This is a genomic window from Streptomyces sp. NPDC006643, from assembly GCF_042870175.1.
Classification (GTDB): Bacteria; Actinomycetota; Actinomycetes; order Streptomycetales; family Streptomycetaceae; genus Streptomyces.
The window spans coordinates 197,413-210,519 of record NZ_JBIAHA010000021.1 but is presented as its reverse complement, the minus strand read 5'-3'; the positions used below and the strand labels follow the sequence as shown (position 1 = coordinate 210,519).

14 protein-coding genes and 1 pseudogene are annotated in these 13,107 nt (G+C 73.0%); 6 read left to right on the top strand and 9 right to left on the bottom strand.

Going from position 1 to position 13,107, the window contains the following annotated elements:
* Positions 1-145 precede the first annotated feature (145 nt).
* On the bottom strand, positions 146-316 hold the full coding sequence (locus ACFYNU_RS27610) for a hypothetical protein (RefSeq protein WP_356594225.1): 171 nt from the start codon (positions 314-316) through the stop codon (positions 146-148).
* Between the two features lie 130 nt (positions 317-446).
* Positions 447-1,676, bottom strand: coding sequence for a hypothetical protein (locus tag ACFYNU_RS27605; protein WP_356594223.1), 1,230 nt, complete (start codon positions 1,674-1,676; stop codon positions 447-449).
* A 161-nt stretch (positions 1,677-1,837) separates the two neighbouring features.
* On the opposite strand from ACFYNU_RS27605, the gene ACFYNU_RS27600 reads away from it, so the two are divergent.
* Complete coding sequence (locus tag ACFYNU_RS27600; RefSeq protein WP_356594221.1) at positions 1,838-2,422, top strand: hypothetical protein; 585 nt, start codon at positions 1,838-1,840, stop codon at positions 2,420-2,422.
* A gap of 36 nt (positions 2,423-2,458) precedes the next feature.
* Here the strand turns inward: ACFYNU_RS27600 and ACFYNU_RS27595 are convergent, their stop codons facing one another.
* Positions 2,459-2,779, bottom strand: coding sequence for a hypothetical protein (locus ACFYNU_RS27595; protein WP_356594219.1), 321 nt, complete (start codon positions 2,777-2,779; stop codon positions 2,459-2,461).
* A 205-nt stretch (positions 2,780-2,984) separates the two neighbouring features.
* The gene (locus tag ACFYNU_RS27590; protein ID WP_356594217.1) at positions 2,985-4,199 is read right to left on the bottom strand and encodes a helix-turn-helix transcriptional regulator; all 1,215 of its coding nucleotides are present in this window, start codon (positions 4,197-4,199) and stop codon (positions 2,985-2,987) included.
* 166 nt (positions 4,200-4,365) lie between these two features.
* Between ACFYNU_RS27590 and ACFYNU_RS27585 the strand changes: the two genes are divergently transcribed.
* Entirely contained in the window at positions 4,366-5,400 is a 1,035-nt protein-coding gene (locus ACFYNU_RS27585) for an iron-siderophore ABC transporter substrate-binding protein (RefSeq protein ID WP_356594216.1), read from the top strand.
* Between the two features lie 33 nt (positions 5,401-5,433).
* Here ACFYNU_RS27585 and ACFYNU_RS27580 read toward each other — a convergent pair whose 3' ends face one another.
* Entirely contained in the window at positions 5,434-6,066 is a 633-nt protein-coding gene (locus ACFYNU_RS27580; protein ID WP_356594214.1) for a glyoxalase, read from the bottom strand.
* 217 nt (positions 6,067-6,283) lie between these two features.
* Between ACFYNU_RS27580 and ACFYNU_RS27575 the strand changes: the two genes are divergently transcribed.
* The 4 genes and pseudogenes from ACFYNU_RS27575 to ACFYNU_RS27560 form a co-directional block, all read left to right on the top strand.
* Positions 6,284-7,120 (top strand): Nif3-like dinuclear metal center hexameric protein, encoded by an 837-nt coding sequence (locus tag ACFYNU_RS27575; protein WP_356594212.1) that lies wholly within the window; start codon positions 6,284-6,286, stop codon positions 7,118-7,120.
* Positions 7,117-7,860, top strand: coding sequence for a C4-type zinc ribbon domain-containing protein (locus ACFYNU_RS27570; RefSeq protein WP_356594241.1), 744 nt, complete (start codon positions 7,117-7,119; stop codon positions 7,858-7,860). Before ACFYNU_RS27575 ends, ACFYNU_RS27570 begins: the two co-directional genes overlap by 4 nt.
* Positions 7,861-9,093, top strand: a complete 1,233-nt coding sequence (locus ACFYNU_RS27565) for a bifunctional RNase H/acid phosphatase (RefSeq protein WP_356594210.1) — start codon at positions 7,861-7,863, stop codon at positions 9,091-9,093.
* A gap of 92 nt (positions 9,094-9,185) precedes the next feature.
* Positions 9,186-9,251 (top strand): annotated as a pseudogene (locus tag ACFYNU_RS27560) (TetR family transcriptional regulator); the annotation flags it as partial.
* Positions 9,252-9,593: 342 nt separating this feature from the next.
* Here ACFYNU_RS27560 and eda read toward each other — a convergent pair.
* The 4 genes from eda to ACFYNU_RS27540 form a co-directional block, all read right to left on the bottom strand.
* Complete coding sequence (gene eda, locus ACFYNU_RS27555) at positions 9,594-10,208, bottom strand: bifunctional 4-hydroxy-2-oxoglutarate aldolase/2-dehydro-3-deoxy-phosphogluconate aldolase (RefSeq protein ID WP_356594208.1); 615 nt, start codon at positions 10,206-10,208, stop codon at positions 9,594-9,596.
* 75 nt (positions 10,209-10,283) lie between these two features.
* The gene (gene yaaA, locus ACFYNU_RS27550) at positions 10,284-11,084 is read right to left on the bottom strand and encodes a peroxide stress protein YaaA (RefSeq protein WP_356594206.1); all 801 of its coding nucleotides are present in this window, start codon (positions 11,082-11,084) and stop codon (positions 10,284-10,286) included.
* 331 nt (positions 11,085-11,415) lie between these two features.
* The gene (locus tag ACFYNU_RS27545; RefSeq protein ID WP_356594204.1) at positions 11,416-12,276 is read right to left on the bottom strand and encodes a hypothetical protein; all 861 of its coding nucleotides are present in this window, start codon (positions 12,274-12,276) and stop codon (positions 11,416-11,418) included.
* Complete coding sequence (locus ACFYNU_RS27540; protein WP_356594202.1) at positions 12,269-13,060, bottom strand: MerR family transcriptional regulator; 792 nt, start codon at positions 13,058-13,060, stop codon at positions 12,269-12,271. The genes ACFYNU_RS27545 and ACFYNU_RS27540 overlap by 8 nt, the downstream gene beginning before the upstream one ends.
* Positions 13,061-13,107 lie beyond the last annotated feature (47 nt).

The window sequence follows — 13,107 nt, the reverse complement described above, 5'->3', positions numbered from 1 at the left end:
GGGGGGGGGGGGGGGGGGGGGGGGGGTTCGGGGGGGGGGGGGGGGGGGCGCGGCGGGGCGGGCCGGGCCCCCCCCCCCCCCGCGCGCCCGCGCCCGCCCCCCCCCCCCCCCCCCCCCCCCCCCCCCCCCCGCCCGTGGAGAAGACCTAGGCCGCCTCGGAGTTGTCGCCGGGACGGCGGTGGCGTCCGTGGGCCGACGACTGCGAGTCGTCCGTCGCGGCGGCCCCGCCCCGGTGTTTTCCGTGGCCGGTGTCGTCCTGGTCGCCGGCCGCCTGGTGCGGACGGTCCTGGGCCGTGTCTGTTCGGCTTTCAGACATGTGGGAAGTCACCCCGTTGGATCGCTGATGTCTCGGTGCTGTCACTGCTTTCACTGCTGGTGGCGCACGGGGGCCGGCCGTCCCCGTAGCTACCGACCGGCCCGGACCCGCGGCAAAATTCTAACCAGCCCTATCCGGGGGCCGTACGCCCGGTGAGAGGTGCCTGCTGGAGCGGAACCGGCTTGCGTACGAGGCGAGTTGCCCGGGGTACGGACCCATTCCCATCTGCGGCTTCCGGTTGTGCGGGTTCTGTGGGCAATTCGGTCCGTACGTCCTGCGGTACGTCCGTCGGTGCGTCCTGCGACGCGTCCGGTGGTACGTCGCGCGGGGCCTCCAGCCGGGCCACGCCGCACGGCATCGCGCCCGTGGCGTACGGCAGTTGGAGCACCCCCTCCCGCGACCACAGCCCCGCCCCCGCCAGCCAGCCCTCCGGCGCCGCCTGCTGATGCAGCCGCCGCCCCGACGGCCGCCAGGTCCCCACCCAGGTACCGGCCGGACCGTCGATCCGCAGCGCCACCGCGCAGCTCTCCGGCATCAGGACCTGCCCCGGCTGCACGGCGAACGGGGTGACGGTACGGTCCGCCGGCCGCAGGCACTCGGGGAACCGCACCGGCCGCGCGCTGCCCAGCACACCCCAGCCGATGCGGTCGTGGCCCGGCGCGTCCGAACGGATCAGCAGCAGACCGCTGTCGGCGTCGGCCAGCAGCAGCCGGTCGTTGCTCTCCTCCGTGATCTGGAGCAACGGGCTGACCTCGCCGCCCCGTTCCAGATCGACGGCCACGGCCTTGACCACGCCGTCCAGTTCGCGGTCGAGGGCCAGCAGCCGCCCCGTACCGTCGAGCCAGACGCCGCCCGTGCACCGTCCCCGTACCGTCGCGACCGGTTCCGGGCCGAAGGCGCCGCCCGCCACCAGCCAGACGGTCGTGCCGCCTTCGCCGGGCGCCAGCGCGTAGGCGCTCGTGCCGTCGGGCGACGGCGGCAGCAGGGTCAGCTCCGCGCACTCGACCGCGCCCAGCGGCAGTTCACCCGTCACCGGCCCGGTCGGATAGAGCAGCGAGAACGCCTGCCGGTCCGCCACCCGCCGGTGGATCAGCACCCGCCCGTCGGCCAGCGGCAGCACCTCGGCGTCGGGCTCCTCGGGCTGGTCGAGGGGAAGCGGTACGGCGTACGGCTCCGGCCCGTCCAGCGTCCACCGCTCGGGGAACCAGGCGTCCCCGGCGCCGTCGGAAAGGCCGTCACCGAGGGTCAGCCGGGCCGCGTACGAACCGTCCGCCGCGATCGCGAACCCCGTACGCGGGACGTCTCCGTCCGCCGCGACACCCTCCACGCTCTGCGCGCCGTCAATGACACAGGCTGTCATCGATCCGTCACCTCCGGCGACGACGCTAGGTTCGCACTCGCTGCCGAACAACAGGTGACCACCCGCTTCACACGTAAGGGTGGCCGGTCCAGGGTTCGGCTGTGGGGGAGGGGGCGGCTGTGCTCGGGTGACTTGTCACCCGGCCGAGGTAGCCTCCCGCCATGAGTCATGGGGATGGCGAGGACGCGCCGGCTCTGGCGGCCCGGGAGATGCTCGCCGAGGGACGGCGCGCCGAGGAGGTCTTCGCCGAGCTGGCCGCGCGGACCGGCGAGTGGGGCGCCTGCGCGTTGGCCGTGTGCTCGGCCCTGGGCGTACCCCGCACGGACGCCGAAGCCCGGCTCCGCGAACTCCAGCCATTCTTCACGGAGTTCGCGGTGGGAGAGGAAGAAATCGTCGCCGACGTACTTCGTTTCGGGGGCATGTTCGTCGTGGACCGGATCCTTGACGAGCGCGGCGAACGCGTCCGCGAGCTGCTGGGCAGTGCCGCCGCCGCGCGAGGAGGCCATCGGGCCGGCGTGCTCAAGTTGTTCCGCAGCGGGGAGCTGACCAAGATCTTCCTGTACTTCGCCGGGGCCCGGTTCCAGGACGGGCGGGGCTCACCGCCCGACTTCTGGGCAGCGATGACGGCGGCCGGCGAACTACTTGCCGACGGACCACTGGCCGGCGAGACCGGCCCCGGCCGGTCGGAGGTGAGGGCGGCGCTGGAGCACTGCCGCGGGCAGGCCGCCGCTCTCGGTGCGCGATAGGCCCGGCCGCGGAGGCGACCGACGCCGGCTTGTCGTTCACTCGTCCCTCCCCACCGCCAGCTGGGTAGCCCGGACGGTCTCTTTCCACTCGGTGGCGATCTCGCAGAACCTGCCGGTCGCCCGGCACGCGGCGCACTGCTGGGTGTGGGAGAGGAAGCCGCTCCAGGCGAAGGAGTCGGCGGCGCGCCTGGAATCCACCCAGGCGGCGCGGATCCCCTCCGCCTTCAGACAGACGACGCCGGGTGTACGGCAGTGCGGGCAGCCCTGTGTGTGGTTCACGCGCTCCGTGTCCGCCCGCTCGCCGGCGGCTCGCAGCGCGGCCAACTGGTACCAGGGGCTGAACGTCCCGCCGGTCATGCGGGTGTCCGTAACCGGCGCTTCCGGGAGACCAGTTGGGTGTTGTCGTACACGTCGATCGCTCCTGCCGAGGGCGTGGGCCATGACCCGGACCGTGGTCGAGGTCGCGGGACCGGTTGCGTGACCGGTCGCGGGGCCGGTCACGGGACCAGCTTTTCGGCATGCCGGGAGCAGGCACAGGGACGCAACGTCCCACTTTTCGGAGCTAGGAGACGCCCAGGAACTCGGCCAACGGCCCGAGCCCCGGCGGGTGGTTGGGGAGCGCCCACAGATCGCGCACTATGGCCACCGCCAAGGTGTGGTGCCGCATCCACGTCGGGGCCACGCGGCGCAGGGATTCCAGGGTCTTGACCGCCCCGGCGGCGTCCCCGATGTCCGTGTGGGCGCGGGCCACGTCGAGGAGCAGCCACGTTCGCCACGACGGCGGTGTGTCCTTGGCGAGACGGATGCCCTTGGCGAGCGCCAGAGCCTGCTCGGGACGCCCGTACTGAACGGCCAGCCTGACGCGCTCGATACGGACCGACGAGGGGCTGAACACGCTGACCATGCGGCTGTCGTCACCGGCCGGCAACTTGGCGACGCGGGCCGCCTCCTTCTCCGCCGCCTCCATCATCGAAGCCGCACGCTCGTAGTCACGGCTCCGGGCCGCCGAGGTGGCGGCGCTCATGCTGAGCGCTCCCCACACCTTCAGCCCGTCGGCGGTGTCCGTGAGGCCCGCCGCCTCCATGTCGCGCGCGGCCCGGGTCGCGATGTACAGCGCGTCCTCCAGGCGTCCTTGCCGCTGATACGCCCACGCTGTGGAGTTGACGACCATCGGCAGGAGCAGTGCGTCGGAGGACCGTCCCGCGGCGTCCTGCGCGCGTTCCAGACTCGCCAGCGCGAGGTCGGTCGTGCCCAGCCGGATCGCGACGTGGCCGGCCAGTTGGAACGCCTTCCCCAGTGCGGCGAAACCGGCTCCGCGCTCGTCGTCGCCGCCCGACACCGACGCTGAACGCGCCAACGAGATCAGCTCGGGAAGGATCTTCATCACGTCGTCGAACTCGGCGTTGTGGTACTGCGACCAGCCGTCGGCGATCCGCTCACGCAGATGATCGAGCGAGAAGCCGGGGCCGGTCGGCTCGGGCGCCGGCCCCCAGAGCGGCGGCATGATGGCGCGCCGTACCGCGACCAGACGTGGACCGTTGTTCTCGCCGGTCGACGTGACCGCGGGCGGGTCCCCCAGGAGCGTGGTCAGCTCCACGCCGAGGCCGTTCGCGAGAGCGTGCAGCGTGGGGAGGCGCGCCGAGTGCTTCCGCTGCTGTTCGAGCTGACGGACCACGTCCACGGACACGTCGGCGCGTTCCGCCAGCTCCTCCTGTGTGAGACCGGCCAGCCGCCGCAGGCGCCGGAGTGTCTTGCCCAGATGCTCGCTCGCTGCCACGGTGCCACGGTACGCCGCCCACCGGACGCCGGAGCTGGGGTTTTCCCGGATGCCCGGGAGGATCCGGGAGAGCTGACCGGGGATCAGTTTCCGCAAAGCGGGATCCGGCCTGTACGTTCCCGGAGAGTTGGTAAGGCATCCCTAAGTAAGAGCCTTGGAGTACATGATGTCCGTCAGACGTCGCGGCACGGCCGCACTGGTGGCCCTCGCCGCCGCCCTCTCCCTCGCGGCCTGCGGAAGCGACGGAGGGGCGGACGAGAAGGCGGCCCCCGGCGCCGGCGCCGACAAGAAGGCCGTCGCGCAGGGCGGCGAGGACTTCGCGGAGGCGGCCGAGAAGACCGCGGGCTACGGCACCGACGCCAAGCCGGGTGAGTTCCCCCGTACCGTCACCCACGCCATGGGCGAGACCGAGCTCAAGGCGCGGCCCGAGCGGGTCATCGTGCTCGACGTCGGCGAGTTCGACAACGTCGTCTCCCTCGGTGTCGAGCCCGTCGGCTACGCGCCCACCGAGGGCGACGAGGGCATCCCCGCGTATCTGAAGAAGGGCGCGGGCAGCCCCAAGAACGTCGGCACCATCAACGGGCTCAACCTGGAGGCCATCGCGGCCCTCAAGCCCGACCTGATCCTCGGCAGCCAGCTCCGCGCCGCCGACAAGTACGACGAGCTGTCGAAGATCGCCCCCACCGTGTTCGCCATCCGCCCCGGCTTCACCTGGAAGGAGAACTTCCGGCTCAACGCGGCGGCGCTCGACCGGAGCGCTGCGGCCGAGAAGGCGCTGGGCGCGTACGACACCAAGGTCAAGGCGCTGTCCGCCGACATCGGCGCCGACAAGCCGACCGTCTCGATGGTGCGGTACATGCCGGGCAAGATCCGCCTGTACGCCAAGGCGTCCTTCATCGGCACGATCCTTGAGGACGTCGGCCTGCCGAGGCCCGCGAACCAGCAGATCAACGACCTCGCCGCCGAGGTCAGCCCCGAGAAGATCGACGAGGCGGACGCCGACTGGATCTTCACCGGGGTGTACGGCGACCCGAAGGCCACCAAGCGGGACACCGCCCGCTCCAACCCGCTCTGGAAGAACCTCGAGGCCGTCGGGGCCGGGCAGGCCGTCGACGTACCGGACGAGACCTGGTACCTGGGCCTCGGCGTCACCGCGGCCGGGCTGGTGCTGGACGACCTGCGCGGATATCTGGCCAAGTGACGCGCGGGGCCGCGGCCTTGGGCGCACGGGGTGTCAGACCGTGGCGGTCAGCGGGGCCGCGGCCTCCCAGACGAATCCGTCGGGGTCGCTGAACGGGCCGGTCGCGCTGGCGAGTACGAGCCGGTGCGACCCGGTGCCGTCGGCGGGGACGCCCGCGTCCTTGGCGAGAGCGGCGCGCTTGTAGAGAGCCAGCTTGACGGGGCCGGACCCGGTGTCGAACTCGACGTACTTGCCGCCGAAGCTCCTGCCCACCGTCAGGCCCCGCTCGACGTAGAACTGCTTGGTGGCCTTCACGTCCTCGACGCCCAGCAGGAGCACCAACTCGTCGAAGTCCCGGGTGACCGGGCCGGTGTCCTTCTTCTTCGACGTCGCGATCTTCCAGATCGTGCCGTCCGGGGCCGTTACGACGCCGCCGTAGCCCCACAGCGACTTCGCGGCGGGTCTGACGGCGGTGGCGCCGGCGTCCAGGGCCGCGTTGATGAGGGCGTCGACGTTGCCCGGCTGGGACACCACGAGCGACAGCGTGAAACCGCGGAAGCCGGTCGTGGGGGCTTCGGAGGCGCGCAGGCGCACGTGGGAGGGGTCCAGTCCCAGGGCGGTGGAGTAGAAGCGGGCGGCGGCCGTGGTGTCGGCCACCTCAAGGGTGACGGAGTCGATGAAGTTCATGTCTCCGACGGTAGGGGCGGGCGGGGCACCGGTGCTTCTCCAAAACTGCCCGGTCCGGCCGCGCCCCTGGTCCGGGTCCGGCCACGCCCCCGGTCCGGCCGCGCCCCCGGCCCGTGGCCGGCGGGGCCGGAAGGCGAGGACGCGGCCGGCCCCCCGGGTCCCCGGGGGTCGACCGGCCATGGTGGGTGCGCCATGGTCGGCAGGTAGCCTTTCCCCCGTGCCCCGCCTGTCCGAAGTCCTCGCCCAGTTCGACGCCCTCTGGCCGCCCGAACGGGCCGAACAGTGGGACGCCGTCGGTACCGTCTGCGGCGATCCCGACGCCCCGGTGACCCGTGTCCTCATCGCCGTCGATCCCGTCCAGTCCGTCGTGGACGAGGCCCTTTCGCTCGGCGCGGATCTGATCCTCACCCACCACCCGCTCTATCTGCGGGGGACGACGACGGTCGCCGCCGGCACCTTCAAGGGCCGCGTCGTGCACACCCTCATCAAGCACGACATCGCGCTGCACGTCGCGCACACCAACGCCGACAGCGCCGATCCGGGCGTCTCCGACGCTCTCGCAGGCGCGCTCGACCTGCGCGTCGTGGGCCCCCTCGTACCCGACCCGACCGACCCGGCGGGCCGCCGCGGTCTCGGCCGGATCTGCGAACTCGACCGGCCCGCCACCCTCCGCGACTTCGCCGCGCGCGCCGCGCACCGGCTGCCCGCCACCGCGCAGGGCATCCGCGTGGCCGGCGACCCCGACGCCGTCGTCCGTACCGTCGCCGTGAGCGGCGGATCCGGCGACAGCCTCTTCGACCAGGTACGGGCGGCGGGTGTGGACGTCTTCCTCACCGCCGACCTGCGCCACCACCCGGTCTCCGAGGCCACGCAGCACACACCGCTGGCACTGGTCGACGCCGCGCACTGGGCCACCGAGTGGCCCTGGTGCGAACTGGCGGCCACCCAGCTCGACGAGATCTCCGACCGCCACGGCTGGGACCTGCGGGTCCATGTCTCGAAGACGGTCACCGACCCCTGGTCCTCCCACCATTCCTCAGGAGCCCCCAACTGAACGCCGACCCCGCCGACCAGATCCGACTCCTCGACGTCCAGGCCCTGGATCTGCGACTCCAGCAGCTCGCCCACCGGCGCGACTCGCTGCCCGAGCACGCCGAGATCGAGTCGCTGACCAAGGACCTGACCCAACTGCGCGACCTGCTGGTCGCCTCGCAGACCGAGGAGAGCGACACCGCGCGCGAGCAGACGAAGGCGGAGCAGGACGTCGACCAGGTCCGCCAGCGCGCCGTACGCGACCAGCAGCGGCTCGACTCCGGCGCCGTCACCTCGCCGAAGGACCTCGAAAGCCTTCAGCGCGAGATCGTCTCGCTCGCCAAGCGCCAGGGGGACCTGGAGGACGTCGTCCTCGAAGTGATGGAGCGCCGCGAGGCCGCCCAGGAGCGCGCGGCCGAGCTGACGGAACGGGTCTCCTCGGTCCAGGCCAAGGCGGACGACGCGGTCACGCGCCGCGACACCGCCGCCGGGACCATCAGCGCCGAGGAGGCGACGGCGACCAAGGAGCGGGAGACCGTCTCGGCGACGATCCCCGCCGATCTCCTCAAGCTGTACGAGAAGCTGCGCGTCCAGCAGGGCGGCGTCGGCGCGGCCCGTCTCTACCAGCGCCGCTGCGAGGGCTGCCGGCTGGAGCTGAACATCACCGAGGTCAACGAGGTCAAGGCGGCGAGCCCCAGCACCGTCCTGCGGTGCGAGAACTGCCGCCGCATTCTTGTCCGTACGTCCGAATCGGGTCTGTAGATGCCGAAATTCGTCGTCGAGGCGGACGGCGGCTCACGGGGCAACCCCGGCCCGGCGGGGTACGGCGCCGTCGTCATCGACGCGGTGACCGGTGAGACGCTCGCCGAGGCCGCCGAGTACATCGGCGTCGCCACGAACAACGTCGCCGAGTACAAGGGGCTGATCGCCGGCCTGAAGGCCGCGAAGGCGCTCGACCCGGCCGCCGACGTACATGTGCGGATGGACTCCAAACTCGTCGTGGAGCAGATGTCGGGCCGCTGGAAGATCAAGCACCCGGACATGAAGCCGCTGGCCGCCGAGGCCGCGCGGGTCCTTCCCACCGGGCAGGTCCGCTACGAGTGGATCCCGCGCGAGAAGAACAAGCACGCCGACCGGCTCGCCAACGAGGCGATGGACGCGGGCAAGAAGGGCAAGCAGTGGGAGCCGTCGCGGTCGACGGCGGAGCTGGGCGCGAGGACGCGCCCGGCCGCCCCCGCCCCCGAGGGGCCGCCGGGGGACGCGGCGGCCGGCGCGGCCAAGGCGCGTGCCGCGCTGGCCGCCGCGTACGAACTGATCCCCGCCGTCCCCGAGCAGGCCGCGCCGCCCGTCGGCTGGGGCTCCGCCGACCTCGGTACGCCCGCCACGTTCGTGCTGCTGCGGCACGGCGAGACGGCCCTCACCCCCGAGAAGCGCTTCTCGGGCAGCGGCGGCAGCGACCCCGAACTGTCCGCGGTCGGCCGCAGGCAGGCCGACGCCGTCGCGACGGCGCTCGCCGCGCGCGGCACGATCCAGGCCGTCGTCTCCTCACCGCTGCGGCGCTGCCGCGAGACGGCCGGCGCGGTGGCCACCCGGCTCGGCCTGGAGGTGAGCGTCGAGGACGGGCTGCGTGAGACGGACTTCGGCGCCTGGGAAGGGATGACGTTCGCCGAGGTCAGGGAGCGGTACGCGGACGATCTCAGCGCCTGGCTGGCCTCGCCCGACGTGGCGCCGACCGGCGGCGGCGAGAGCTTCACCTCGGTCGCGACCCGGGTCGCGGCGGCCCGGGACGCGCTGCTGGCGCGCCACCCGGCACGCACGGTGCTGGTCGTCACGCATGTGACACCGGTGAAGACCCTGGTCAGACTGGCACTGGGAGCACCGCCGGAGTCCCTGTTCCGGATGGAACTGTCGGCGGCGTCGCTGTCGGCGGTCGCGTACTACGCGGACGGCAACGCGTCGGTACGGCTGCTGAACGACACGTCCCACCTGCGCTGAGCCGCGGGACCGGCGACGGACGCGGGACATCACATGAGGCGTGCGCACAGGCCGCTGACCGCTGTGCGCACGCGCTCCTCCTGGACGACCTCGTGGACGACATCGCCCGCGCGGCCGGTCTGTCCAAGCGCAGCTTCTTCCGCTACTTCGCGTCCAAGGAGGACGTGGTGTTCGGCGGCGTGGACGCCACCGCCGGGCGCGTGGCGGATGTGTCCCGGCTCGCCCCGGCGGCGAATCACCCCCGGGGGGATTCGCTCCATGCCGCGCCGCGTGAGTGGCAGGGCGGGATCCACCGGTCGCAAGGGGAGCCGGCGGGACTCGCCCTGATCGAGTCGACCCCGTCACCGCGGGCCCAACCGCACCAGGAACGCGACGAGTTGGGCCGCCAGGTCGGTGACGCGCTGGGGGAGCGGCCGGGCGTGGGGCTGGACGGCTTGGCCGGGCGGCGGGCCGGTCACCCGTGGGCGCGCAGCCCCGTACCCCCGTACGCCCCCGCGTGGTCAGCGCAGCGACGCCGCCTCGCGGGCCAGTTTCTCCACCCGGGGCCAGTTCTTCGCCGTGATCGCGTCCGCCGGCAGCATCCAGGAGCCGCCCACGCAGCCCACGTTCTTCAGCGCCAGATACGAACCCGCCGTCGCCAGGGAGATCCCGCCCGTCGGGCAGAACCGGGCCTGGGGGAGCGGGCCCGACAGGGACTTGAGGTACGCCGTGCCGCCCGCCGCCTCCGCCGGGAAGAACTTCATCTCGCTCACGCCGCGCTCCAGCAGCGCCACGACCTCCGACGTCGTCGAGACGCCCGGCAGGAACGGCACCCCGGACGCCCGCATCGCCTCCAGCAGCGTGTCCGTCCAGCCGGGGCTGACCAGGAAGCGCGCCCCGGCGGCCACCGAGTCCGTCACCGTCCGCGCCGAGATGACCGTCCCGGCGCCCACCACGGCCTCCGGCACCTCCGCGGCGATCGCCCGGATCGCGTCCAGCGCCGCCGGGGTGCGCAGCGTCACCTCGATCGCGGGCAGGCCGCCCGCCACCAGGGCGCGGGCCAGCGGTACGGCGTCGGCGGCGTCGTCCACGACGACGACAGGGACAACGGGGGCGAGGTCCAGCACGGAGGTCATGGCGCCATCCTGCCGCGCCGCCCACGCTCCTCGCAACGAGCGTTGCGCCCTGCGCAACAGCAGGGGCCGGAGCGCTCAGTGGATCTCCGTCACCACCACGTCCAGCGCCCACGGCCGCCCCGCCCCGCCGGGCGCGGCGACCTCCACCACATACCCCAACTCGCGCAGCGTCTCCACCAGTTGCTCGGGCTTCCTGGGCCGGGCGCCCGCCATCAGCAGGTCCCGGACCAGCCGGCCCTTCGTCGCCTTGTTGAAGTGGCTGACCACCGACCGCTTCTCGACCCCGTCCACGAGCTGCGCGTGCAGGACGCGCACCGTCGCCGTACGGGACGCGACCTCGCCCGTTGGCCGCCAGGCCGGTGTGTACGACGACGAGCGCAGGTCCAGTACGAGCCCGTCGCCCGCCACCTCGGGCAGGACCGGGGCCATGGCCTTGCGCCAGTGGGCGCCCAGCGCGCCGACGCCCGGCAGCCGTACCCCCATCGAGCAGCGGTACGACGGAATCCGGTCACCGATCCGTACCGCGCCCCACAGCCCGGAGAAGACCAGCAGCGATTTCCCGGCCCGCCGCCGCGCGGCGGTGTCCAGCGTGGCGAGGCCGAGCGCGTCGTACAGCACACCGGTGTAGATGTCCCCGGCCGGACGCGTCCCCGCGGTCCGCAGCGCCACGTTCTTGACGATCTCGCCGCGCAGCCCCTCGCTCAGGCCCAGGACCTCGGCGGCCTTCTCCTCGTCGGCGGCGCACAGCTCGACCAGTTCGTCCAGCACGGCGGTCCGTGCCCCGGCCAGTCCGGGCAGCGACAGTGACTCCGGTTTCAGCGGAGCCCCACGGCCGGAAGCGGCCTTGCCTTCCGACGGCGGCAACAGCACGAGCACGGTGGTTCTCCTCAAGGACGTGACGACGGGGGGACGCGGCCCCCGGTCCGCCAGGTTAAGCGGTGGAGCGTGACCATGCGGAAGGACCCGCCCCGGGACACCCGGGACGGGTCCTTCGGCGGTGGCGCGTCCCCCGTCAGCCGCCGGACGGGGCGGTGTTCACCCGCGCCTCGCCGGAGTCGGCGCGGTAGACGTACGCCCAGGCCGCGTTCCGGGATCCGCCGGCGCCCTCGTACGCGAAGGCGGTGGGATCGGTGGCCGCCCGCCTGCTGCCGGCCTGCTCCCAGGCCCGCCACGTACCTCGCGTACGGCGGAACCGTCGGTGTCGCCCTCACACGCTGACGTCGCCCACGGCCTCGTCCGACGCCTCGGCGCGCGCCTTTCTGACCTGGTTGAGCCGGGCCACCAGCGCCGCCGGGTCGTCCGCGTGGAAACGGACCACCGTGGCCGTGCCGCGCCCGCCCATCGGACGTACGAACGTGACCGGTTCGCTCAGCTCCACCCGTACGGTCGTCTGGCCGCCCACGATCAGGTCGAGCGTCCCGCCGGGCTCATCGATCTTGATCAACGAGCCGTCCGGGTAACGGCGTTCGACCCGCGCCGCGGTGATCAGCCCACTCGCGATCGGCATGTCGAACAGCACGCCCCAGCGCACCAGCAGCGACCCGTCGGCGCCGGCGACGTGCGGCCGGGTGACGCAGCCCGCGTGCATCGCGAGGACCATCAGCACGCCGTACACATCCACCACCAGCAGGATCATGTGCACCAGCGGCCAGGGGATGAGCATCGCCAGCGCCACCGTCTCGACGACGGACACGAACAGGAAGCCGTACATCATCGCCGTCTGCGGGCCGGTGTACGGGGCGGCGAGATCGCCCTCGCGCACGCCGTGCCGACGCCCGGCCACCCACCGGACGAGACTCGTCAGTCCTCGCGCCTCGTTGAGGAGCAGGCGGCGCGCGGTGGGCGGGACGACGGCCGCCACGGCACGTGTGAGGGCGGCGCGCTGCCCGGCCCCCGACCGGCGCGCGGCCCGGTAGTGCCGTCGTACGAGCACGGCCTCGGCCACCAGCAGCGTCAGGACGACGGCCTCGGCGGCCCAGATCACCGGCGCCGGGACGGCCACGCCCGCCAGCAGACACCCGACCAGCGTCAGCTCGGCCGGTATGAACACCCACAGGGCTCTACTCATCTCGGTCCCTCCCCGTCCCGTCTGCCTTCCGGCCCGTCTTCTCTTCCGCGCGCCGCCGCTGCTTGGCGACGAGTGCTTCCATCACCTGTCGCGCCACCGCGGCCTGCGCGGGGGCGAACTCGGCGAGGATCGCCTCACCGACCCCTTCCAGCGACGGCCCGTCCTGGTCCGGCATCGCGTCCAGCAGCGGGTCGGTGACCAGTGCGGCCAAGGCCTCGGCGAGCGGTCCGATCCGCGGATCGTCCGGCGCGGCGTCGGCGAGGGCGTCGAGCCGCTCGTAGAGGGCGAGGACGTCCGGATCGTCCATCAGCGGGTGCAGGGCGTCGTAGAACGCCTCGTCGGCGCCGGCGGTGTCGAGCAGGGCGAGCAGCTCGCGGTCCTTGGCCGCCATCGCCGAATCCGTCTCCGGCATGGCCCGCAGCAGCCGTGCCAGCGTGGGGGACACCGGACCCTCGGGCGTCAGCCTCCCCGCCGTCAGCTCGGCGAGCCTGCGCCGTCTGGCCCGGATCTCCTGCTCCTGCCGCGCCAGATCCTCGTCCAGCTCGGCGAGTACCTCCGCCAGCTCCCGCCCGGCGTCGTCGGCGAGCACGTCCCGGACCTCGTCCAGGCTGAGCCCCAGCTCCGAGAGCCGGCGGATCCGGGCGAGCAGGACGGCGTCGCGCACGGAGTAGACGCGGTATCCGTTGGAGCGCCGTTCGGGCTCGGGCAGCAGGCCCATGTGGTGGTAGTGCCGTACCGCCCGCGAGGTGACCCCGACGAGCGCGGCGATCTCTCCGATTCGCATGAGGCCAGTAGAAACCCTGACGTTGCGGCAAGGTCAAGCGCCGGGCC